Here is a 22,087-nt window from a genome sequence, read left to right on the forward strand (position 1 = left end):
GTCTCAAGAGAGGCCGGGAGCTTTGCCTTTGGATAACGATCTTCGTTTCGAGCCGGTAACGCCAGAACGCTGGGACGATTTCGAAGTCGTGTTCGGGCCGCAGGGTGGCTTCTATAACTGCTGGTGCGTCGCGTTGCGCCTGCCGCATGCGGTGAGGACCAAGATGGCTGCCGACGAACGCAAGGCGCATATGCGGGAGCGGATCAAGGCGGGTCCGCCGCCTGGCATCCTCTGTTATGCCGACGGCGCGCCGGTCGCCTGGGTGCAGGTCGGGCCGCGCCACGACGTGCCGCAGTTCAATTCGCCGCGCACCGTCTCGCGGCCGCTCGATGAGGGCGATGCGCATGATCCATCCGTCTGGGCCGTCAGTTGCTTCTTCCTGCTGCCCAAACTGCGCGGCAAGGGAATGAGCCACCGTCTGCTCGCCGGCGCGATCGACCATGCGCGGTGCCAGGGAGCGCGGCTGCTCGAAGCCTGTCCGATCGATCATGTGAAGCAGTCGAAATCCGTGACGCTCTGCATCGGCTCGACGGCGATCTTCGATGCCGCCGGTTTCGAGACGATAGCTTGGCGCAAGGACGGCCGTCCGCTCATGCGGCTGGAACTGCGTGCGTGAAGGTGCCGGAAAGAAAATGCGCCTCGATCAGTTCGGCCGCATGCATCCAGTCGGTGGCGCGGGTGATGTCGTCAGCGGCGGGCGGTGCGAAACGATGGACAGGCGAGTTCGGCATCAGATGAATCAGCAGGCAATCAGCGACGTGATCCCTGACGGAATGCAGATTGCGCGCCATATCATCGATGAAGACGACGGGAAGGGAGCGGCTGGCATGCAGTGCGTGAACGATCGGCCCTTTGGGCTGCTCGGTGGCAAGCAGCGGAAAGAGCAGGCCCATCCTGTCGAGCAGGCGACGGCGCTGGTTCTGGAACCGCGGCTGCATGGCTGTCAGGAAAAGGACATCGGCCTCTTCCGAAAGCCGTTCGAGCGTTTCGACGACGCGGTCGAGCGGCGTCTGCCACAGCTCTTGCGCCTCGAAGAATTCCTCGATCAGCCGGCTGACCTCTTGATCCTCGATCTCCACGCCGTCGGCTTGCGAGACGATGTTGCCGTGCAGCCGGAACGATCGCGGCAGAAACGCGTGGCCCTGGCTCTGAAGGAAAAGCTGGAAGGGATCGATGAACTGAAGCACGACGTCGTCGACGTCGCAGACGATCAACGGCCGTTCGCCGAGGCGGATATGCGAGATGTCGAGTTCCCCGGCGGTCACGATCAGTATTCTCCGGAATCGAGGCCCGGCGAAGAGAAATGCCGCCAGGCCGCCGTCACTGTCTCCGGGCTGATCCCGCTCGCCGCGCAGAAGGCCATCGCCGTCGGTTCGTGGTTCATCAGGAAATCCATCAAGCCGGCGAGGAATCCGGGATCGTCGACGGCGTTGCGCACCTGGCCGGGCGCCACCCCTGTCAGGGCGAGGAAGCGGCCGAACATGTCGGGATCATCGGCAAGCCAGCCGAGCACGGCGATCGCTGTCTCGTGCGGGTCGGCGGCCTGTTGTTTCGAAGTCTTGAAGTTGCTTTGCATTTCGCTGGGTAAGTTACCTTTTCTTCAACCAAATACCGGTAGCGTGCGCTATCGGTTTCACGCAGCTTTTGTCCGCATGTGCCTTTGTCATGGGACGAACCGCTGCGCGAACGGACGTAGGGACAGCTTGTCATGCCCAAACAGGTGATGATTGTAGAAGATAACGAGCTTAACATGAAGCTCTTTCGCGACCTCATCGAGGCGTCCGGTTATACGACGATCCAGACTAGAAACGGTATGGAGGCGCTCGATCTGGCGCGCAAGCATCGCCCCGATCTCATCCTGATGGATATTCAGCTTCCCGAAGTCTCCGGCCTCGAAGTCACGAAATGGCTGAAGGAAGACGACGAGCTGCACGTGATTCCCGTCATCGCCGTTACGGCTTTCGCGATGAAGGGCGACGAGGAGCGGATCCGCCAGGGCGGCTGCGAGGCCTATGTTTCCAAGCCGATCTCGGTTCCGAAATTCATCGAGACGATCAAGACCTATCTGGGCGATGCCTGACGCATCGGAAAGACGCTGATGACTGCGCGAATACTGGTGGTTGACGATATTCCGGCCAACGTGAAGCTGCTCGAAGCGCGGCTGCTTGCGGAGTATTTCGACGTGATGACCGCAGCCGACGGTTACACGGCACTGGCGATCTGCGAGCGCAACCAGGTCGATCTCATCCTGCTCGACATCATGATGCCCGGCATAGACGGTTTTGAGGTCTGCGAGCGGCTGAAGGCCAGCCAGAAGACCGCCCATATTCCAGTCGTCATGGTCACCGCGCTCGACCAGCCGACCGATCGCGTACGCGGCCTGAAGGCCGGCGCTGACGATTTTCTCACCAAGCCGGTCAACGATCTGCAGCTGATTTCCCGGGTGAAGAGCCTGCTGCGGCTGAAGACGTTGAGCGATGAGTTGCGTATCCGCGCCGACACCGCCCATACGATGGGCATCGATGACCTCACACGGGCAGGCGAGGGCCGCGCCGACGAGACCGCTCAGGTCCTGCTCGTCGACGGCCGCGCCAATTCGCAGGAGCGCATCATCAAGGCGCTGAAGCCCGTCGCCGACGTGCTTGCCCTCTCCGATCCGCAGGCCGCCCTCTTCGAGGCGGCCGAAAGCGCGTTCGATCTCGTCATCGTCAACGCCAACTTCGACGACTACGATCCGCTTCGCCTCTGCTCGCAGCTGCGCTCGTTGGAGCGCACCCGCTTCTTGCCGATCCTGATCATCACCGAGCAGGGCGCTGACGAAATGGTCGTGCGCGCGCTCGATCTCGGCGTCAACGACTACATCATCCGTCCGGTCGATCCCAACGAACTGGTTGCCCGCAGCCTGACGCAGATCCGCCGCAAGCGCTATAACGACCGCCTGCGCGCCAGCGTCAAGCAGACGATCGAGCTTGCCGTGACCGATCCGCTGACCGGCCTTTATAACCGGCGCTATCTCGACAATCACCTGAACGTGCTCTTCAACCGTTCGATGGCGCGGGGCCGGCCGCTTTCGGTGCTGATCACCGATATCGACCGCTTCAAGCATGTGAACGACACCTACGGCCATGACGGCGGCGACGAGGTGCTGCGGGAATTTTCAAATCGCGTCCGGTCGACCATCCGCGGTGCCGATCTCGCCTGCCGCTACGGCGGAGAGGAATTCGTTGTCGTAATGCCCGACACCTCGCCGGAAATTGCCGCCGCCGTCGCCGAGCGCCTGCGTGCGGCGATCGAAAACGCTCCCTTCATGCTGAAACACGCCGGAGAAGCACTGAACGTCACTGCTTCCTTCGGCATCGCCTCGCGCATTACGTCGGTGCTGACCCCGGACCAGCTGATGAAACAGGCGGATCTGGCCCTTTACGAGGCCAAGAATACCGGCCGCAACCGTGTGGTCGCCGCAGCCGCCTGACGAATCACTTGCCGCCATACGCGCCATTTGCGGGTTTTCCACTGCGGTAAGCGAACTGTTACCGATTTTTAATCTTCGCCTGTGCACTGCGGGGCGAAAAAATTGCGGCCCAATAGCCCAAAAATGGATTTGCCGCGTTACCGCGGATGTGTTGCCGCGCGATAGTCTTGAGAGCGTCAGGCCGTAGCTCAATATGAAATGAAGACTATAAAAAACGCCTAGCGCTGACAGGGTCAAATAGATTGCGGCGGCGTCACCTCACGTAAGGGGAGGGGTGGCGTATGTTATTAAGTTATATTGTCGAATTTCTTGGAAAGAGCAGGTGCTACGCTTCGATCCAAAGCAGAGGCGACAAATCTTTGTATGTCCCAAATCTGGACTTTTAACCATAGAATCAAGATGAGAAAATTCATCATTAAGAATTTGTTGATTTTCTTTCATTTTTGCGCAAATTATCGCTCATAAGAGAAGCGCTCCCGCTGAGGAGTTGTCGATACCCCATGATGCTCAGGTCCGCCGCATCTCCTGGGTCGTGGGGTCGGTCGGCTAGTAGGCAAGTTATAGCGGTTCCTCGTGCCGTTTTGCATGCTGGCCGACCCCCTTTCACGAAAACGCCGCCACTTCCCGAAGATGGAAGGGCGGCGTTTTGTCTGTTTGCGCTATCATCGTGAAAACCACAAAGCCGGACAATAAAAAACGCGCAACCCGAAGGCGCGCGCTTTTTTGAAATCCCTCAGGCCAAGTGATTACTTGATCTTGGTTTCCTTGAACTCGACATGCTTTTTCGCAACCGGGTCGTACTTCGTCTTCGTCATCTTGTCCGTCATCGTGCGGCTGTTCTTCGTCGTGACGTAGAAGAAACCGGTGTCGGCCGTCGACAGCAGCTTGATCTTGATTGTTGTAGCCTTGGCCATGGTCGTCCTGCCTTTAAGAAAATGAAAGCCGTGGAAGCCGGATGGGCTCCACGGCAAATTCTGGCGCGAAACTACGAATCCCGCCCGAAAAGTCAAGCCCGTTTTCGAATGAACATCAGTCTGATGCCGGAAAGTAGCGCGTAAAGACCGAAGAAAGCGGCAATCGCCCAGGCAAAACCGTTATTTCCAGCGACATCGATCGCTGCGCCGATCGCCTGCGGCCCGGCCACGGTTCCCATCGCATAACAGAAGACAAAGGCGGCATTGGCCGCTGCAAGATCGGAGCCCGTCAACCGCGAGCCGAGATGGCTGAGGCCGACCGTATAGAGGCCTGAGACGCAGCCGCCCCAGAAAAGCAGGAGGCCGGCCATCAGCAGCCAGTTGTTGAGCAACAGTGGCAACATCATCGAGCCGATGAAGCCCATCAGCGCCATGCCGGCCAGAAGCGGCCGCTTGTCGGCGATGCGGTCGGAAAGCAGGCCGAGTGGGATCTGAAAGATGACGTTGCCGACGCCCATCATGGTGAGCAGCAGTGCGGCCTGCGATTCGGTGAAATGGGCGCGCACGGCAAAGATCGGGAAAAGCGACAGCCCGCCCGCTTCGACAGCGCCGAAGATGAACACCGCTGCCGTCGCCGTCGGCACCAGGAAAACGTAGCGCATGAAATGCAGCTCCGGCTTTTCCTCGAGCACCGGGCTTTCGTCGCGAGCGATGAAGATCGGGATGGCGGCAAGCAGGATGGCGCCGGCGCCGATCAGGAAGGGGAAGATGCCGTCGCTGCCGAGGATCGAAAACAGCAGCGGTCCGGCCGCAAAGCCAAGCGAAAGCACCGTCGCATAGATGCCGAGCACGAAGCCGCGCTTGGACGGCGGCGAAGCGGCGTTGATCCAGAATTCGGAGAGGATGAACAGCGTCGTCGTCGCGCCATGGAAGGCGAAACGCAGCGGAAACCACATCCAGAAATCCTGGGCGTAATAGAAGCCGAGCGCGCTCAGTGCCGAAATTAGTACGGCCCAGATCATTGTCGGCGCCACGCCATACTTATGGGCGAGCTTGGTGGTGATCGGTGCGGCGGCCATCGCGGCGACCCCGGCCATCGCCGTGTTGAGCCCGATCAGGGTGGACGAGATGCCGCGTTTTTCGAGGATGATGCTGAGGAGGGGCAGACCGAGGCCGATTGCTATGCCAACGGCTGATATGGACGAGATGGCTGCCACCAGAGAAGGCCAATGGATTTCTTCGACATCGCCCGATGTGCCGGTTCTCGGCTGAGACATTTATCCATCCTTAGAGAGGTGCGCGAACGAATCGGCCGATCCCGTCAGATAGATAGACACGGACGTGCCAAATCCAGGTGACGGATGCCGCTTCGCAGTATTTCCGATGTGAGTGACCATCTGCGGAATGTAAAGCCCGTTCGGGCAAGAAATGCTTACCATGTCAGGTCTTGAGGATCGTCGGCTCCCGCATTTGGTGGTGGTCGGTGGAGGGCTGGCACTACACGTTAAATATGTCTGGAAGGTGAAGGCGCTAATTCGGCCGGCCCGGGATGTCGTAATCGTCCGGACCGTCCCTCTCGCCACCGAAGCCGTGCATGCGCAGCGCCCATTGCAGGCCGATGACCCCGCCCTTGATCGGCTGGATCGAGGCAAGCGCCGTGATGACGGTGATCGGCGCCCAGATGGCCAGATGGACCCAGACCGGCAGCACGAAAGTCAGGTCGGTCAGCATGTAGCCGCCGACCACGACGTGGCCGAGGACGAGAATGACGATATAGGGCGGCAGGTCGTCTGCGCGTTGGTGATGCATCGCCTCGCCACAAGCGGCGCAATGATCGACCGGCTTCAGGAAGGCGCGAAAGAGCTTGCCGTTGCCGCAGGCCGGGCAGCGGTTCATCAGCCCGCGCATGATGGAGCGCCCAAGCGGACGCTCGACCTCGGGCGTATCGCCGTAGCGGGCGGCAGCCAGATCGGTCGGTGTACTCATCGCATGTTCCTCTTCGGATCTAAAACACGTCGCGCGAAACTCTGCAGCGGTTTCGCGACACGCGTGAAAACAAGGACCTATAGCGCGGGGAGCCAATCTGAAAGATTGCGACGCACTTTAGTGCCGTCCGCGCGGCGGCCTCGTTCCGGGTTTCTTGCGAACCTGGCCCCTGTCGCGGCGCCCCGCCTTGTGGAAGGAACGCATCGCCGCCGGCATTTCGCGGCCCTCGCTGATCATCTCGAAACGCAGTGCACCGGCAAGCGGGATCGCTTCGGCAAGTTTCACGGTGACGCTGTCGCCCAGGCGATAGCCAAGCCCGGTCTTTTCACCGGAGAGTGCCTGATGCGCCTCGTCATAGATGAAATAGTCGCTGCCGAGCGTAGATATAGGGACGAAACCGTCGGCGCCATAGTCTGGCAGGGCGATAAAAAGCCCCGATTTCGTTACGCCCGAAACCCGCCCGGCAAATTCCTCGCCGACGCGGCCGCTGAGGTGGTGCGCGATCAGCCGGTCGACGGTTTCGCGCTCGGCTGCCATGGCCCGGCGCTCGAAGGTCGAGATTTCGGCAGCGATATCGTCGAGCGCTGCCTCTTCTTCGGGCGTGATACCGCCTTCGCCGAAGCCGAGCGAGCCGACGAGGGCGCGATGCACGATGAGGTCGGCATAACGGCGGATCGGCGAGGTGAAGTGGGCGTATTTCATCAGGTTGAGGCCGAAATGACCGATATTCTCCGGGCCGTAGATCGCCTGGCTCTGCGAACGCAGCACCATCTCGCTCACCATGGTCTGATGCGGCGTGCCGTCCGCCTTCGCCAGGATGCCGTTGAAGTTGTTGGCGCGCATGTTGCCGCCCTTGGCAAGCGAGATGCCGAGCGTGGCCAGGAACTCGCGCAGGATCTCCTGCTTGGCAAGCGTCGGGCCGTCATGGATACGGTAGATCAGCGGCTGACGCTTCTTTTCGAGCGTCTCGGCGGCGCAGACGTTCGCCTGGATCATCATCTCTTCGATCAGCTTATGCGCATCGAGCCGTGGCGGCACGACGATCCGGTCGACCGTGCCGTCGGGCTTCAGCAGGATCTTGCGCTCCGGCATATCGAGTTCCAGCGGCTGGCGCCGGTCGCGCCCGCGCTTCATCACCTCATAGGCGTGCCAGAGCGGCTTCAGGATCGACTCGAGCATCGGTCCGGTCTGATCGTCCGGTTTCCCGTCGATGGCTGCCTGCGCCTGCTGGTAGGAGAGCTTGGCGGCACTCTTCATCATGATGCGGTGGAAAGTGTGGCCGATCTTGCGGCCTTCCCCGGAAAAGCTCATGCGCACGGCAAGCGCCGGGCGGTCGACGCCTTCTTTCAGCGAGCAGAGATCGTTTGAGATGCGCTCCGGCAGCATCGGCACGACACGATCAGGGAAATAGACCGAGTTGCCGCGCTTCAGCGCCTCGCGGTCGAGCGGCGAATTGGGTCGGACATACCAGGAGACGTCGGCGATCGCGACGGTGACGAGGACGCCGCCGGGATTGTCGGGCGAGGGATCGGGCTCGGCATAGACGGCGTCGTCATGGTCCTTGGCATCGGCCGGGTCGATGGTGATCAGCGGCACGTCGCGCCAATCCTCGCGATGCGACATGCTGGCGGGCCTTGCGGCCTCCGCCTCGGTGATGACGGCCGGCGGGAAGACATGCGGGATGCCGTGCGCGTGGATGGCGATCATCGAGATCGCCTTCTCCGAACCGACGGAACCGACGACGGAAAGCACCTTGGCGCGCGGCAGGCCGAAACGGCCGAGACGGGCGATTTCGACTTCGACCAGGTCGCCGTCCGTGGCGCCGCCGGTGAAGTCGGGATCGATCACCATCTCCTCGCCGCGCCGCTCGATCGGCAGCAGCCGGCCGCCGCCGCCGGGTGCTGTGCGGAAAACGCCCATCGAGGCGCCGCGGCGCTTGTCGATCACCTTGATGATCCGCGCCGTATAGGCCGGCCCGCCGCGATCGACGGCCGGGAAGATCTTCGCCAGGATGCGGTCGCCGAGCCCGGCGACGGGCGCCTTGCCCTTGCCTTGGCGGCCTGCGGGCGATTGCTGGCGAATGGCGACGGCGGGCGCTACGCCCTGGTCCTCCGGCCACTCCGCCGGCCGGCCGATTAGATCGCCGTCCTTGTCGCGCGTGGTGATATCGAGAACGGTGACAGGCGGCAGCGCACCGGGACGGATCAGCGACTTGCGGGTCTTCTGCAGCATGCCTTCCTGCTCGAGCTCCTGCAGCATCTGCTTGAGCTCGACGCGGCTATCGCCTTTCAGGCCGAAAGCCTTGGCGAGTTCACGCTTGGACGCTTTCTGCGGATGATCGGCGATGAAGCGCAGGATCACCTCACGCGAGGGCAGGGCGCCGTGGACGATGTTCAGCGGCTCGACGGCGGGAGCATCCTTGCCGGCATGGCCGATCTTACCCGGGCGCTTGCCCGCTCGGTTCGTTCTCTCCCGCGGTATTCTGCTCACGTCAGCCCTTTTTCGATTTCGCCGGCGCCTTCGCCTTTGCCTTCGGCTTGGCGGCCGTCTTGGTGGTCTTGGCTTCGGCCGCAGCCGCCTTCGGCTTGGCTTTCGCCCTGGTCGTTTTGCCGACTGGCGCCTTGCCGGCCTTTTCGGCGATCAGCGCAAGCGCCTCCTCGACGGTGATCGCCTGCGGATCCTTGCCCTTCGGCAGTGTCGCATTGACCTTGCCCCAGTTGACGTAAGGGCCGTACTTGCCGTCGCGAACGGTGATGGCGCCGCCATCGGGATGATCGCCGAGCGTCTTCAGCGCCGCCGGCGTGCCGCGCGCACCCCGGCCCGGGGCCTGTTTCGCCTTTTCGGCGATAACAGTCACGGCGCGGTTGAGGCCGACCGAGAACACGTCCTCGACGGTTTCCAGATTGGCATAGGAGCCGTCGTGCAGGAGAAACGGCCCATACCGGCCGATGCCGGACGAGATCATCTTGCCCGATTCGGGATGTTTGCCGATATCGCGCGGCAGCGAGATCAGCGCCATCGCCTTTTCATAATCGATGTCCTCGGGCTTCCAGCCCTTCGGCAGCGAAGCGCGTTTGGCTTCCTTGCCGTCGCCGCGCTGGATATAGGGGCCGAAGCGGCCGGAACGCAGCGTCAGCTCCTCGCCGGTCGTCGGATCGGTGCCGAGGTTCTTCGGCTCGTTGAGCGCAGTACCGTCTGCTTCTCCGCCGTTTTCGGAGGAGAGCTGGCGGGTGTAGTTGCAGTCCGGATAGTTCGAGCAGCCGACGAAGGCGCCGTATTTGCCGAGCTTCAGCGACAGGTTGCCGGTGCCGCAGACCTGACAGATACGTGGGTCGCTGCCGTCCTCCCGTTTCGGGAAGACGAGCGGTGCCAGCGCCTCGTTCAGCGAATCGAGCACGTTGGTGACGCGCAGTTCCTTGGTGTCCTCGATCTGGGCGAAGAAATCCTTCCAGAAATCGCGCAGCACCTGCTTCCAGTTCAACTCGCCGGCGGAAATCCGGTCAAGCTTCTCTTCGAGATCGGCGGTGAAGTCGTATTCGACATATTTGGTGAAGAAGCTCTCGAGGAAAGCGGTCACCAGCCGGCCCTTAGCCTGCGGGATCAGCTTGCGCTTGTCGATCGTCACATAGTCGCGGTCGCGTAGCGTTGCCAGCGTCGCGGCATAGGTGGAGGGGCGGCCGATGCCGAGCTCTTCCATCTTCTTGATCAGCGAGGCTTCCGAATAGCGCGGCGGCGGTTCGGTGAAATGCTGCGTCGAATTGATCTTCTGCTTGGCGAGCGCCTCGCGCGCATTGATCTCCGGCAGGCGGCCATCCTCGTCGCCGTCGTCGCTCTGCTCGCCATCTTCCTTCTGGTCGGTATAGGCGGCGATGAAACCATCGAAGCGGATGACCGAACCGACGGCGCGAAGCCCGGCCTTCTCGCCCTTGTTGTCGGCGGTGATTTCAGCTGTCGTGCGCTCGATCTCGGCCGACGCCATCTGGCTGGCGATGCCGCGCTTCCAGATCAGCTCGTAGAGCCGGATCTGGTCGGCATCGAGGAATTTGCGGACACGGTCGGGCGAGCGGTCGAAATCGGTCGGACGGATCGCCTCGTGCGCCTCTTGGGCGTTCTTCGCCTTGGTCGAGTAGAAGCGCGGCTTTTCCGGCATATAGCGTTCGCCGAACTGGTCGACGATGGCACTGCGCGCCGCGTCGATCGCCTCGGGCGCCATCTGCACGCCGTCGGTTCGCATATAGGTGATGAGACCGACCGTCTCGCCGCCGATATCGACGCCCTCATAGAGCTTCTGGGCAACCTGCATGGTGCGCGAGGCCGAGAAGCCGAGGTTGGAAGAGGCGGCTTGTTGCAGCGTCGAGGTCGTAAACGGCGGTCCCGGGTTGCGCTTGACCGGTTTCGCCTCGACCGTGTCGACAATATAGCTCGCACCTTCGAGCAACGCCTTCAGCCGGCCGGCATCTTCGCCGTTGCCGATTGCCCGCGGCTGCAGCCGTTTGCCGTTCGCCGAAACCAGTCTTGCCTCGAACTCGTCGCCGCGCGGCGTCTTCAGAAGCGCCGAGATGTTCCAGTATTCTTCCGAAATGAAGCGCTCGATCTCGGATTCGCGGTCGCAGACCAGGCGAAGCGCCACCGACTGAACGCGTCCGGCCGAACGTGCGCCGGGCAGCTTGCGCCACAGCACCGGCGAAAGATTGAAGCCGACGAGATAGTCGAGCGCGCGGCGCGCGAGATAGGCGTCGACCAGCGGCACGTCGATGTCGCGCGGATCGGCCATCGCGTCGAGCACCGCCTTCTTGGTGATCGCATTGAAGACGACGCGCTTGACCGGTTTACCGTTCAGCACGCGCTTCTTGTTCAGCATGTCGAGAACGTGCCAGGAAATCGCTTCGCCTTCTCGATCCGGGTCGGTCGCGAGAAACAGGCCATCGGCGGATTTCACCGCGTCGGCGATGTCCTTCATCCGCTTGGCGGAGGCGCTATCGACCTCCCAAAGCATTTCGAAATCCTGATCAGGAAGAACTGAGCCGTCCTTGGCAGGCAGATCGCGCACATGGCCGAAGGAGGCGAGCACTTTGTATCCCGGACCCAGATACTTATTGATCGTCTTGGCCTTGGCAGGCGATTCCACCACTACAACATTCATGATGATTCTCTAAAAAGGAAACGACGCCAGCGTTGAAGCCAGCGCGACACACACCGCAACATGGATATCGGCCCTCCGACATGGACAGGGAAATCGCCGCGGTCAAGGGGTTTGCTACAATTTTACCTCTTGTGTCTTCTGCAGCCGAAGGGAGAGTATCGATGGAATACAATTATAGATAGTCTATCGAAGGTTTTCGACTCACGGTTCGGCAATTCGCAAAGCCGCCGCCTGATGTCGTACCCAGGTTCAATCGGAAAGCGAGACGAGACCGCCCTGATGCCGGTGCAGCCTGCCTGATATATCGAGTTCCAGAAGGATGAGATAGACCGCGGATGCCGCGAGGCCGGAATGGCGGATGACGTCGTCGATCTCGACCGGCGTCGGCCCGAGCGCATCGATGATGCGGTTTCGATCGGAATCGTCTGGTGGCACCGACATTGCCTTGCCGTCAGGTTCCGGTTCCTCCGCCATCGATGATGGGAACAGGTCGAATTGCGCAAGCGGCGCCAGGGCCTCGATGACATCGGCGGGTGCGGTGACGATCGAAGCGCCGTCCTTCAGCAGGCCGTTGGTGCCATGGCAGCGCGGATCGAGCGGCGAGCCGGGCACGGCAAACACCAGGCGGCCGAACTCACCGGCAAGCCGCGCCGTGATCAGCGAGCCCGAACGTGTCGCCGCTTCGATGACGACGAGGCCGAGCCCGATGCCGGCGATCAGCCGGTTGCGGCGCGGGAAATCGCGGGCGCGGGGCTCCCAGCCGAAGGGCATTTCGCTCACCGCCAGGCCGTTGCCGCCCGTTATCTCGTCAAGCAGGCCGATATTCTCCGGCGGGTAGGGCTGGTCGAGACCGCCGGCAAGTGCTGCGATCGTGCCTGTGTCGAGGCTTGCCCGGTGGGCTGACGTGTCGATGCCGCGCGCCAGGCCTGAGACCACGGTGTAACCCGCCCGGCCGCAGTCGCGCGCCACCATCGCCGCAAATTTCGCGCCTGCGATCGAGGCATTGCGCGAGCCGACTATGCCGACGGCCGGTCGTTTGGCGGCGGCAAGCGCGCCTTTGACGGCCAGAAGCGGCGGCGCACCGTCGATCTGCTTCAGCGCTTGCGGATAGTCCGGCTCACCGATGCCGACGAAGCGGGCGCCGAAGCGACGCGCCGCCTCCAGTTCCCGATGCGCCTCGGCCTCGCTGGCGATGCGGATTGCCCGTGTGGCGCCGCCGCGCGCCGAAAGCTCCGGCAGTGCGGCAAGTGCTGCCTCGGCCGAACCGAAATGATTGATGAGGTCACGAAAGGTGGCAGGGCCGATATTGTCGGAACGGATGAGGCGCAGCCAGGCAATTCTTTGCCGCTCGGTCAGCACGACGCCTTTTGGTCCGGCGCTTAGCGCATCCATTATCCCTTTGCCCCGATCTTGCTTTCCGTCCCGCCCATCAGGCGCGAAATATTCGCTCTATGCTTCCAGTAGGAGATGAGGGTCATGATCGCCATGACAGCTGCAACCTTTTCGTTGCCCAATATCCACAGTGCAACTGGAATGACAAGCATGGCAACCAGCGCCGACAGTGAGGAGTAGCGGGTGGTGAAGGCGACCGCCAGCCAGACGGCGGCGAAGAGCACGACCATGATCGGGGCAACGCCGAGCAGCGTGCCGATATAGGTGGCGACACCCTTGCCGCCCTTGAAGCCGATCCACACCGGGAAAAGATGGCCGATAAAGGCGAAGAAGCCGGCGATGATCGCGGCTTCCTCACCGAGGAAATAGCCGACGACCCAGGCTGCCGCCGATGCCTTCAGCGCATCGAGCAGCAGCGTCGCCGCGGCGAGCGTCCGGTTTCCTGTTCTCAGCACATTGGTCGCGCCGATATTGCCGGAGCCGATGCTGCGCACGTCGCCGAGGCCGGCGGCGCGCGTGAGGATCAGGCCGAACGGGATCGAGCCGAAGAGATAGCCGATAATGGCGGCGGCAAGCGCGATCGGCAGCGTGATCTGCCATGACATGAGATTGGATAACATATGCCCCCTCAGCCTCTCCGTGGCCTATCCTCGAGTCAGCCTTCTCCCGCTGGGGGATGGACGGCGATCGTGTCGGTTCTAAATTGCGTGGACAAGCTTTCCCGAGACGTATGTCGCGACCGCCCGCCCACTGAAGCGCGCATCCTCGAACGGCGTATTCTTCGAGCGGGAGAGAAGCATGTCTTTGGCGACAAGCCAAGGCTCATCGAGATCGATCAGCGCGATATCGGCCGCAGCGCCCGGCTTCAGCGTGCCGGCATTCAGGCCGAAAATTTGAGCGGGTCGGGTCGACATGGCGTCGATCAGCCGCATCAGGCTCACCTGGCCGCCATGGTGAAGCCTGAGCGCTGCAGCCAGCATGGTTTCGAGGCCGATCGCGCCGTCCTCGGCCTCGCCGAAGGGCAGGCGCTTCGTATCGACGTCCTGAGGGTCGTGCGAGGAGACGATGATATCGATCGCACCGCTCGCAACGGCGTCGGCCATCGCCACCCGGTCGTCTTCCGGGCGCAGCGGCGGATAAAGCTTGAAGAAGGTGCGGTATTCGCCGATGTCGTTTTCGTTGAGCGCCAGATTGTTGATCGAGATGCCGCAGGTCACCTTGGCGCCGCGGCTGCGGGCACGCTCGATCGCCTCGACCGATTCCGGCACCGAGATCATCGCGGCGTGATAACGGCCGCGCGTCAGCTCAGCGATCCGGAGATCGCGTTCGAGCGGGATGAGCTCGGCTTCTTTTGGAATACCGGAAAGCCCGAGCCAGCTGGCGAAAAGCCCTTCATGCATGACGCCGTTGGCGCCGAGATATTTGTCGCGCGTCTCGCAGGAGATGACGGCGCCGAATTCGCGCGCATAGGTCATGATCCGGCGCAGCACCTGTGTGTCGTGGACGCTGGAATGGGCATCGGTGAAGGCAACGGCGCCGGCCTGCATCAAGAGGCCGATCTCCGTCATCTCCTCGCCGGCAAGGCCCTTGGTGATGGCGGCTGCCGGATAGACGTTGACGGCGGCCGTATCCCGCGCCGTCTTCTTGACGAATTCGACGAGCGCGATGTCGTCGATGATGGGATCGGTGTCCGGCATCATGATGATCGAGGTGACGCCGCCGGCGGCTGCCGCCCGGCTTGCCGAGGCGATCGTCTCGCGGTGTTCGCCGCCGGGTTCGCCGACATGGACGCGCGCATCGACGAGGCCGGGCGTCGCGACAAGGCCCGTGCAGTCGCGGATGACGGCTCCATCAGGTGCGCCCTGGTTCTGCGCCTTGTGGCCGGCCGCGAGAATCACGCCGTTTTCGGCAATGATCGTCCCGATTTCGTCGAGATTGCGCGATGGATCGATGATACGGACGTTCTTGAGGACGATCGGGTTGCTCATGCCATCATTCCATCGCTTCGGGGACCCTGGTTCTGCGAGATGAGCAGCGTCTCCATCACGGCCATGCGCACGGCGACTCCCATTTCCACCTGTTCGGCGATCACGCTCTGCGGCCCGTCCGCCACTTCCGAAGCGATCTCGACGCCGCGGTTCATCGGGCCGGGATGCATCACCAGTGCATCCTCCTTGGCCGCCTTCAGCGTTTCGGCGTCGAGCCCGTAGAAGTGATAGTATTCGCGCACCGAAGGCACGAAGGCGCCGGACATGCGCTCGCGCTGCAGCCGCAGCATCATCACCACGTCGGCGTCCTTCAGCCCTTCCTTCATCGAATGGAAGACCTCGACGCCCATCTCGGCGATGCCGGCCGGCAGGAGGGTCGCGGGCGCGACGACACGCACGCGGGCGCCCATCGCGTTGAGCAGCAGGATATTGGAGCGCGCCACCCGCGAATGCAGCACGTCGCCGCAGATTGCTACGATGATGCGCGAAAGCTTGCCCTTGGCGCGGCGGATCGTCAGCGCGTCGAGCAGCGCCTGGGTCGGATGTTCGTGCTGCCCGTCGCCGGCATTGACGACCGAGCAGGAGACCTTCTGGGCGAGAAGGGCGGCCGCACCGGCGCTCGAATGGCGGATCACCAGCACATCGGGGCGCATCGCATTCAGCGTCATCGCCGTGTCGATCAGCGTTTCGCCTTTCTTGACCGAGGAATTGCCGACCGACATATTCATGACGTCGGCGCCGAGCCGCTTGCCGGCAAGCTCGAAGGAGGCCTGCGTGCGGGTCGATGCCTCGAAGAAGAGGTTGATCTGCGTCAGCCCGCGTAGCGTCGACGTCTTCTTCTCTCTCTGGCGGCTGATCTTGACGGCCTCGTCCGCCTTGTCGAGAAGATAGGTGATATCCTGCTCGGTGAGGCCTTTGATGCCGATGAGGTGGCGGTGGGGGAAAAAGACCATGACCCTGCCTCTTGCTGTCTCTGGCGGGTCTATAAAGAGTGCTGCCCGCCGGGGCAAGCGTGCGCTGTGGGCAAAGGCTTATGTCCCCATGCATTTTCGCCCGAATTCCGATAGAGCAGAATGAACCGAATCATAACTTCCGGTTTTCCTTTGCCGGGTTCTTACACTAGAAGCGAATTATGACCTCCGCCAACCGGACTGACGACAAACTCGCAGAACTCAACCAGCCGAGCCTGTGGTCCGGCATCAATGCCTATCGATCCGATCCGCTGATCGTCGACCTGACGGCGGCCCTGCCGCGCGGCATCCGCGAAGACCTGGAAAACATGGGCCGCTACGTCACCTCGCCGGAGGCGCAGGAGATGGCGCGCATGGCGAACCAGGGCGCCCCGCAGCTGCGCACCCACGGTCCGCGCGGTGAACGCGTCGACGTCGTCGAGTTTCACCCCGCCTGGCATGCGCTGATGCGCCGCTCCATGTCGGTCGGCCTGCATTCCTCCGTCTGGGATCCCCAGGCCGATACCGAGGCCAAGGACGAGGCCCATAAGGTTCGCGCTGCGCGGTTTTATCTGACATCGCAGCTGGAATCTGGCCATCTCTGCCCGCTGACGATGACGAGCGCCTCCGTTGCGGCACTCTCGGCCTCGCCCGCGGTCCAGAAGGACTGGGCGCCCAAAATTCTCTCGCGCAAATATGATTCGTCGAACAAGCCCGCCATGCAGAAATCCGCCGTGACCATCGGCATGGGCATGACGGAAAAGCAGGGCGGTACGGATGTGCGCGCCAACAGGAGCGCTGCCGAAAAGGTCAGCGAGGGCATCTATCGGCTGTCCGGCCACAAGTGGTTCATGTCGGCGCCGATGAGCGATGCCTTCATTATGCTGGCGCAGACGAAGGAGGGCATGGGCTGCTTTCTGGTGCCGCGCCTTCTGGAGGATGGTTCCGCCAACGGCCTGCAATTCCAGCGGTTGAAGGACAAAGTCGGCAACCGCTCCAACGCCTCTTCCGAGGTCGAATTTACAGACACGTTCGGTTTCCTGCTCGGTGGTCCGGATGCCGGCATCCGGACCATCCTCGACATGGTGACGCTGACCCGGCTCGACTGCGCGCTGGCCTCGTCAGGCATGATGCGCGCCTCGCTCGCCGAAGCCGTGCACCACACCCGCGGCCGCAGCGTCTTCGGCAAGATGCTCGTCAACCAGCCGATCATGACGCGCGTGCTCGCCGACATGGCGCTCGATGTCGCCGCCGCGACGGCACTGTCCTTCCGTCTAGCCGACGCCTTCGACAAGGCGCGCGGCAATGCTGAGGAAGCGGCCTATGCCCGCGTCATGACGCCGGTCGCCAAATACTGGTGCTGCAAGATCGCGCCCGCGCTGATCTACGAGGCTATGGAATGCATCGGCGGCAACGGCTACATCGAAGAGCGCCCGATCGCCCGCCATTACCGCGAGGCTCCCGTCAACGCCATCTGGGAAGGCTCCGGCAACGTCATGGCGCTTGACGTGCTGCGCGTGCTGAACCGCGGCAAGGATCTGTTCGAAACGGTCTTTTCCGGCCTTGCCCGCGATCTCGGCCCTGCCGGCAAGAAGACGATCGACGTGCTGCGCGCCGCAATCGCGCTGTGCGAACAGGATGAGGGCGCCGCGCGCCTGCTCGTCGAGCAGCTGGCGCTCGCCGCCGGTGCCGCCGAACTCTATCGCCTTGGGGCAGGGCGCATTGCCGATGCCTTCATCGAGACACGTCTTGCCGGCGGCTGGCGCTCCACCTACGGCATGCTCGATTCCCGCTTCGACGCCAGCTACATCGTCGACCTGCTCTATCCCCCGGCCGCCTGATCGCCGCCGAGGGATGATGATCGCGCTTCGCTGCGTTGAGCCAAGCGATATAGAAGCGCTTTGCGCCGTCCTTACCCTCGATGGCGGTCGTTGATGCCGCTCATCTGTCGGGATGGTAGGATGGCGAGAGCACCTATTCTGCACTTTCATGGAGCAACCATCTGTCCGATCGGGCTCTCTGAAGTCAGGCGATCTTGAGGCCGAGATGCTCGGTCATAGGATCGAAGTCGCGATCATCGTGCAAGAGCGCATAGCCTTCCTCAATGCAGAAGGTGCCGATGATCACATCGATGGTCTTGCGCACCGTGATGCCGCGTTCTCGTAGCAGGCGATAGTTACGAGCCGCCTTGACGGCGAGGCTGTCGCCAAGCATCGGGCGGATTGTGAACTGGTGTAGGCTTTCTTCGATCACCGATGCATGGCGTTCATTGCGCGCGCCCTGAAGCACTTCCAAAAGGATCAGGTCCCCGACAACAATATCCAGCGGATCCTCGATGTTCTGCAGCCGCCATCTGGCGGCGCTTTCTATCCCACGCAGATGCGCAATCCAGACCGAACTGTCGACGACGATCACCGTTTATCGTCGGGCCGGTCGCGACGTATCACGTCGAGGTCGCCTTCCCAACCTATTCCTGCAAGGTTTGCGATGGCATTGCCTCGGCGGTGCCTCTCGACAAGATTTTGCAAAGCTTGTTCGACGGTGGCCTTTTTTGTCGCCAGTCCGGTGGCGGTCATTGCCGCGTCGAGCAAGGCATCATCGATATCTATATTCGTCCGCACGATTCGCGCCTCATGTGTATGAATAACACAAAATATACACATCTGCGCCAAGTTATTCAAGCTCGGCCACGAGCCCTCGTCATAAACGAAAATCCGGCCGCGTCGCCGCGGCCGGATTTCAGTGTTTACGTCCGAAAATCAGCGTTCAAAAGAAGCCACGGCGCTGCCACCAGCCGGCTTTCTTCGGCTTTCCGTCATCGCCTTCGCCATTCTCGACGCGGGTGGATTTCACCGTCGGCTCGGAGGAGGAGATGTTGGATTCGCGGTTGGCGCGAACCGGCTTTGCTTCTTCCTGAACGACCGTTTCGAGATCGGCGGAGGCTTCCACCAATTCCGGTTCGGCCTCGGCCACAGGGGCCGTCTCTGCAACCGGTTCCTCGACCGGCGCTGCGGCCGGTTTGCGGCGGCCGCGGGCGCGGGCGGGCTTTACATCTTCGGTTACAACAGGCGCGCTCTCGACGGCTGCCATCGCGGCCTGGCCTTCGTCGGCCTGTTCGGCAATCGCCTCGACCGCTGCGGCTTGGCTCGGAGTGCCGTCGTTCGAAACGTCGTCGCCTTCGTCCTCGTCGCCGCCATTGTCTTCACCGGCTTCGCCAGCTGCCAGTTCGGAGCCATCCTCGGCGCGATTGCGGCGGCCGCCACGCTTGCCGCGACGGCGGCGCTTGCGGCGCTGCGATTCCTCGCTTTCAGCGCGTGTCTCGGGCGTGGCCTCGGTGTTTTCATCACCTTCGCCGCCCTCGTCGTCACCTTCCTCATCCTCGTCGCCAGCTTCGCCTGCTGATACCGGCTGTTCGGCATTGCCGTTGCGGCCGCGGCGGCGCCTGCGGCGCTTGCGCTTGCGGTTGCCGTCAGCTTCGCCTTCCGCGCGTGCCGCGACGGGCCGCTCGGCAACGACCGGCTTTTCCTCGAGTTCCTCGTCTTCCTCCTCATCCACTTCGATGACGATATCGTCGTCGTCATCCTCGGGAATGGCTGCGAAGTTGAAGAGGGTTTCGATCTTGACCGGGTTTTCCACCGGCTCGCCGCGATCGATCGCGAAATGTTGCGCACCGACCGAGCCATCCGCATCGATGATGATCGCGACGCCGAAGCGGCTCTCATAATCGACGATCGTCTGGCGCTTGTGGTTGAGCAGGTAGAGCGCGATGTCAGGCGTGGTGCGCACGGTGATGTTGTGCGTGGTGTTCTTGAGCAGATATTCTTCGATGCCCCGCAGGACATGCAGGGCGACGGAGGACTGCGAACGCACATGGCCGCTGCCGCCGCAATGCGAGCAGACCTGCGTGGTCGATTCGAGAACCGAAGCGCGGATGCGCTGGCGCGACATTTCGAGCAGGCCGAAATGCGAGATCCGGCCGACCTGGATGCGGGCGCGGTCGTTCTTCAGGCATTCCTTCAGCTTCTTCTCGACAGCGCGGTTGTTGCGCTTCTCTTCCATGTCGATGAAGTCGATGACGATCAGGCCGGCAAGGTCGCGAAGGCGAAGCTGGCGGGCGACTTCGTCTGCAGCCTCGAGATTCGTCTGCAGCGCGGTGTCCTCGATCGAATGTTCGCGGGTCGAGCGGCCGGAGTTGACGTCGATCGAGACCAGCGCTTCGGTCTGATTCATGATCAGGTAGCCGCCAGACTTCAGCGTCACCTGTGGCTGCAGCATGCGGTCGAGCTGAGCCTCGATGCCGGAACGCGAAAAGATCGGATGGATGTCGCGGTAGGGCTGAACCACCTTGGCATGGCTCGGCATCAGCATCTTCATGAAGTCTTTCGCTTCACGATAGCCTTCTTCGCCGGAAACGATGACTTCGCTGATATCCTTGTTGTAGAGGTCGCGGATCGAACGCTTGATCAGCGAGCCTTCCTCATAGACGAGGCAGGGAGCTGTGGACGCCAGCGTCAGCGTGCGCACATTCTCCCAGAGGCGCATCAGATATTCGAAGTCGCGCTTGACCTCGACCTTGGTGCGGTTGGCACCGGCGGTGCGAAGGATGACGCCCATGCCCTGCGGCACCTCGAGCAGGCGCGCAATTTCCTTCAGGCGCTTGCGGTCGGCAGGGTTGGTGATCTTGCGGGAAATGCCGCCGCCGCGCGCCGTGTTCGGCATCAGCACCGAATAGCGGCCGGCGAGCGAGAGATAGGTGGTAAGGGCTGCACCCTTGTTGCCGCGCTCTTCCTTGGCGACCTGCACGAGCAGGATCTGGCGGCGCTTGATGACTTCCTGAATGCGGTACTGCTTGCGCGGCTTGCGCTGCACGCGGTCCGGCACTTCTTCCATCGCGTCTTCGGCGCCGACGGATTCGATGACTTCCTCTTCGCCGTGATCGTCATCGTCGTCGTCGTCATCGTGGCGACGCTTGCTGGTATCGACGTCCTCGGAAATCGAGTCGGTTTCCACCATCGCAGCCATCGCGCCGCCGGTCGAACCGTCATCCTCATTGTCGACGCTCGAAGCGCCTTCGGCTTCGACGTCTGTGGGAACAGCATCCTCGGTCGCGGTCGTTTCGACAACCGGTTCTACGACCTTCTTGCGGCTGCGGCGCGGCCTTGCCTTCTTGGCCGGCGCTTCCTCGGTGGCCTCGGGTGATGCCGCGGCCTCTACCGCTGCGGTCTCTTCCGTTACGGCAGCCGTTTCCGGCGCCTCTGCCGGAACGATGCCGACATCCGGCTGATCCTGTTTGGAAAGATCGACCATCGGTGCGGTTTCGACATGCTCGACATCTTCGTCGCGGCGATGCTCCTCGGCCTCGGCCCGAAGCAGTGCCTGACGGTCGGCAAGCGGTATCTGATAATAGTCGGGATGGATTTCGGCGAAGGCCAGGAAGCCGTGCCGGTTGCCGCCATAATCGACGAAGGCGGCCTGCAGCGAGGGTTCGACCCTCGTTACCTTTGCAAGATAGATGTTGCCGCGGATCTGCTTCTTGTGCTGGGACTCGAAGTCAAATTCTTCTATGCGGTTCCCGCGAACGACAACGACGCGCGTCTCTTCCTCGTGAGACGCATCGATAAGCATTTTGTCTGCCATGAAAGCTGTGCTCCTCGGCGTGGCCGCGAGAGCGCATTCCCGACTGCTGTTGAGACAGAAAGAATGCGGTCCACTGTGGCCGCGCCGGATAATGAAAGTCGCGCCTGATGCGAGGGGGAGGGCAGCAGCCAGACCGCAGCCGGAACCATTTCGGTCCGGGGCCTGTACACTTCAGATAAAACCTGCTGCGAAACCATCAACAACCAAGCGTGATCGACAAATACGAAGACCCGTTCGGGTCCGATGAGTTTGCTCCCTGAGAGCGTGGTGGCTGATCCACCAATGAATTCCGACAATAAGCCGGAAAATCAGGATCGAGTTCTAGGGATGAAGCGCATGAGACGGCGGACGATGACCGGTGTGGCGCCAGGTCCTGATCTGGCTGGCAGCCTTTGCGGCGACTCTATCCCGTCAACACTTTACCCTGAAATTCGTTGTATGTTTTCTGTGTCACAATAGCAAGGGGAAAGCCAAATGTGCCATAATATTGATGGATTTCGCAACGCATACAAGCTGGGATAAAGTGATCGCGATTCGGCAGGCTGCAGCGGGTGTTTCGTCACAGGACGTTGGCCGCAGCCGCGTCGGGTCCATCGCAATACAGA

At 62.1% G+C, this 22,087-nt stretch carries 18 protein-coding genes; 4 read left to right on the top strand and 14 right to left on the bottom strand.

Annotation, left to right across the window (positions count from 1 at the left end):
• The first annotated feature begins 28 nt into the window (after window positions 1–28).
• Window positions 29–616 (top strand): GNAT family N-acetyltransferase, encoded by a 588-nt coding sequence (locus tag FY112_RS23875; protein ID WP_043294471.1) that lies wholly within the window; start codon window positions 29–31, stop codon window positions 614–616.
• Here FY112_RS23875 and FY112_RS23880 read toward each other — a convergent pair.
• Complete coding sequence (locus tag FY112_RS23880; protein ID WP_017959958.1) at window positions 591–1,265, bottom strand: hypothetical protein; 675 nt, start codon at window positions 1,263–1,265, stop codon at window positions 591–593. The two genes, FY112_RS23875 and FY112_RS23880, sit on opposite strands and share 26 nt — an antisense overlap.
• Before the next feature lie 2 nt (window positions 1,266–1,267).
• Window positions 1,268–1,576, bottom strand: coding sequence for a DUF3572 domain-containing protein (locus tag FY112_RS23885; RefSeq protein WP_017959959.1), 309 nt, complete (start codon window positions 1,574–1,576; stop codon window positions 1,268–1,270).
• Between the two features lie 132 nt (window positions 1,577–1,708).
• On the opposite strand from FY112_RS23885, the gene FY112_RS23890 reads away from it, so the two are divergent.
• Both FY112_RS23890 and FY112_RS23895 read left to right on the top strand, forming a co-directional pair.
• Entirely contained in the window at window positions 1,709–2,080 is a 372-nt protein-coding gene (locus tag FY112_RS23890; protein WP_003547430.1) for a response regulator, read from the top strand.
• A gap of 18 nt (window positions 2,081–2,098) precedes the next feature.
• Window positions 2,099–3,472: a PleD family two-component system response regulator gene (locus tag FY112_RS23895; RefSeq protein WP_011651390.1), complete on the top strand. Its 1,374-nt coding sequence runs from the start codon at window positions 2,099–2,101 to the stop codon at window positions 3,470–3,472.
• A gap of 746 nt (window positions 3,473–4,218) precedes the next feature.
• Here the strand turns inward: FY112_RS23895 and rpmG are convergent.
• The 9 genes from rpmG to FY112_RS23940 form a co-directional block, all read right to left on the bottom strand.
• Complete coding sequence (gene rpmG, locus FY112_RS23900) at window positions 4,219–4,386, bottom strand: 50S ribosomal protein L33 (protein WP_003547442.1); 168 nt, start codon at window positions 4,384–4,386, stop codon at window positions 4,219–4,221.
• Between the two features lie 92 nt (window positions 4,387–4,478).
• Entirely contained in the window at window positions 4,479–5,663 is a 1,185-nt protein-coding gene (locus FY112_RS23905; protein ID WP_017959960.1) for an MFS transporter, read from the bottom strand.
• A gap of 253 nt (window positions 5,664–5,916) precedes the next feature.
• Window positions 5,917–6,372, bottom strand: coding sequence for a DUF983 domain-containing protein (locus FY112_RS23910; protein ID WP_151519416.1), 456 nt, complete (start codon window positions 6,370–6,372; stop codon window positions 5,917–5,919).
• Window positions 6,373–6,489: 117 nt separating this feature from the next.
• On the bottom strand, window positions 6,490–8,862 hold the full coding sequence (rnr, locus tag FY112_RS23915) for a ribonuclease R (RefSeq protein WP_151519417.1): 2,373 nt from the start codon (window positions 8,860–8,862) through the stop codon (window positions 6,490–6,492).
• Between the two features lies 1 nt (window position 8,863).
• Entirely contained in the window at window positions 8,864–11,515 is a 2,652-nt protein-coding gene (gene topA / locus FY112_RS23920) for a type I DNA topoisomerase (RefSeq protein WP_151519418.1), read from the bottom strand.
• Between the two features lie 249 nt (window positions 11,516–11,764).
• Entirely contained in the window at window positions 11,765–12,907 is a 1,143-nt protein-coding gene (gene dprA / locus FY112_RS23925; RefSeq protein ID WP_151519419.1) for a DNA-processing protein DprA, read from the bottom strand.
• Window positions 12,907–13,527 (bottom strand): glycerol-3-phosphate 1-O-acyltransferase PlsY, encoded by a 621-nt coding sequence (gene plsY, locus FY112_RS23930; protein ID WP_027665391.1) that lies wholly within the window; start codon window positions 13,525–13,527, stop codon window positions 12,907–12,909. Before plsY ends, dprA begins: the two co-directional genes overlap by 1 nt.
• A 78-nt stretch (window positions 13,528–13,605) precedes the next feature.
• Window positions 13,606–14,895 (bottom strand): dihydroorotase, encoded by a 1,290-nt coding sequence (locus FY112_RS23935; protein WP_151519420.1) that lies wholly within the window; start codon window positions 14,893–14,895, stop codon window positions 13,606–13,608.
• Entirely contained in the window at window positions 14,892–15,848 is a 957-nt protein-coding gene (locus tag FY112_RS23940) for an aspartate carbamoyltransferase catalytic subunit (protein ID WP_151519421.1), read from the bottom strand. The genes FY112_RS23935 and FY112_RS23940 overlap by 4 nt, the downstream gene beginning before the upstream one ends.
• A 179-nt stretch (window positions 15,849–16,027) precedes the next feature.
• Here FY112_RS23940 and FY112_RS23945 point away from each other — a divergent pair, with 179 nt between their 5' ends.
• Entirely contained in the window at window positions 16,028–17,686 is a 1,659-nt protein-coding gene (locus FY112_RS23945; protein WP_017959968.1) for an acyl-CoA dehydrogenase family protein, read from the top strand.
• A gap of 184 nt (window positions 17,687–17,870) precedes the next feature.
• Here FY112_RS23945 and FY112_RS23950 read toward each other — a convergent pair whose 3' ends face one another.
• The 3 genes from FY112_RS23950 to FY112_RS23960 form a co-directional block, all read right to left on the bottom strand.
• Entirely contained in the window at window positions 17,871–18,260 is a 390-nt protein-coding gene (locus tag FY112_RS23950; protein ID WP_017959969.1) for a PIN domain nuclease, read from the bottom strand.
• Window positions 18,257–18,466, bottom strand: coding sequence for a type II toxin-antitoxin system VapB family antitoxin (locus FY112_RS23955; RefSeq protein WP_003547469.1), 210 nt, complete (start codon window positions 18,464–18,466; stop codon window positions 18,257–18,259). The genes FY112_RS23950 and FY112_RS23955 overlap by 4 nt, the downstream gene beginning before the upstream one ends.
• Window positions 18,467–18,611: 145 nt before the next feature.
• A complete protein-coding gene (locus FY112_RS23960; protein WP_151519422.1) occupies window positions 18,612–21,482 on the bottom strand; it encodes a ribonuclease E/G in 2,871 nt (956 codons plus the stop codon).
• Window positions 21,483–22,087: the final 605 nt, after the last annotated feature.

The sequence above is a fragment of the Rhizobium sp. PEPV16 genome (assembly GCF_008919455.1).
Lineage (GTDB): Bacteria > Pseudomonadota > Alphaproteobacteria > Rhizobiales > Rhizobiaceae > Rhizobium > Rhizobium leguminosarum_Q.

Bases quoted from the DNA above. Each gene is read 5' to 3' on its own strand.
- FY112_RS23905 (WP_017959960.1), bottom strand. From the start codon at position 5,663: ATGTCTCAGCCGAGAACCGGCACATCGGGCGATGTCGAAGAAATCCAT.
- plsY (WP_027665391.1), bottom strand. From the start codon at position 13,527: ATGTTATCCAATCTCATGTCATGGCAGATCACGCTGCCGATCGCGCTT.
- FY112_RS23910 (WP_151519416.1), bottom strand. From the start codon at position 6,372: ATGAGTACACCGACCGATCTGGCTGCCGCCCGCTACGGCGATACGCCC.
- rpmG (WP_003547442.1), bottom strand. From the start codon at position 4,386: ATGGCCAAGGCTACAACAATCAAGATCAAGCTGCTGTCGACGGCCGAC.
- FY112_RS23895 (WP_011651390.1), top strand. From the start codon at position 2,099: ATGACTGCGCGAATACTGGTGGTTGACGATATTCCGGCCAACGTGAAG.
- FY112_RS23960 (WP_151519422.1), bottom strand. From the start codon at position 21,482: ATGGCAGACAAAATGCTTATCGATGCGTCTCACGAGGAAGAGACGCGC.
- FY112_RS23885 (WP_017959959.1), bottom strand. From the start codon at position 1,576: ATGCAAAGCAACTTCAAGACTTCGAAACAACAGGCCGCCGACCCGCAC.
- FY112_RS23935 (WP_151519420.1), bottom strand. From the start codon at position 14,895: ATGAGCAACCCGATCGTCCTCAAGAACGTCCGTATCATCGATCCATCG.
- topA (WP_151519418.1), bottom strand. From the start codon at position 11,515: ATGAATGTTGTAGTGGTGGAATCGCCTGCCAAGGCCAAGACGATCAAT.
- dprA (WP_151519419.1), bottom strand. From the start codon at position 12,907: ATGGATGCGCTAAGCGCCGGACCAAAAGGCGTCGTGCTGACCGAGCGG.
- FY112_RS23940 (WP_151519421.1), bottom strand. From the start codon at position 15,848: ATGGTCTTTTTCCCCCACCGCCACCTCATCGGCATCAAAGGCCTCACC.
- FY112_RS23890 (WP_003547430.1), top strand. From the start codon at position 1,709: ATGCCCAAACAGGTGATGATTGTAGAAGATAACGAGCTTAACATGAAG.
- FY112_RS23945 (WP_017959968.1), top strand. From the start codon at position 16,028: ATGACCTCCGCCAACCGGACTGACGACAAACTCGCAGAACTCAACCAG.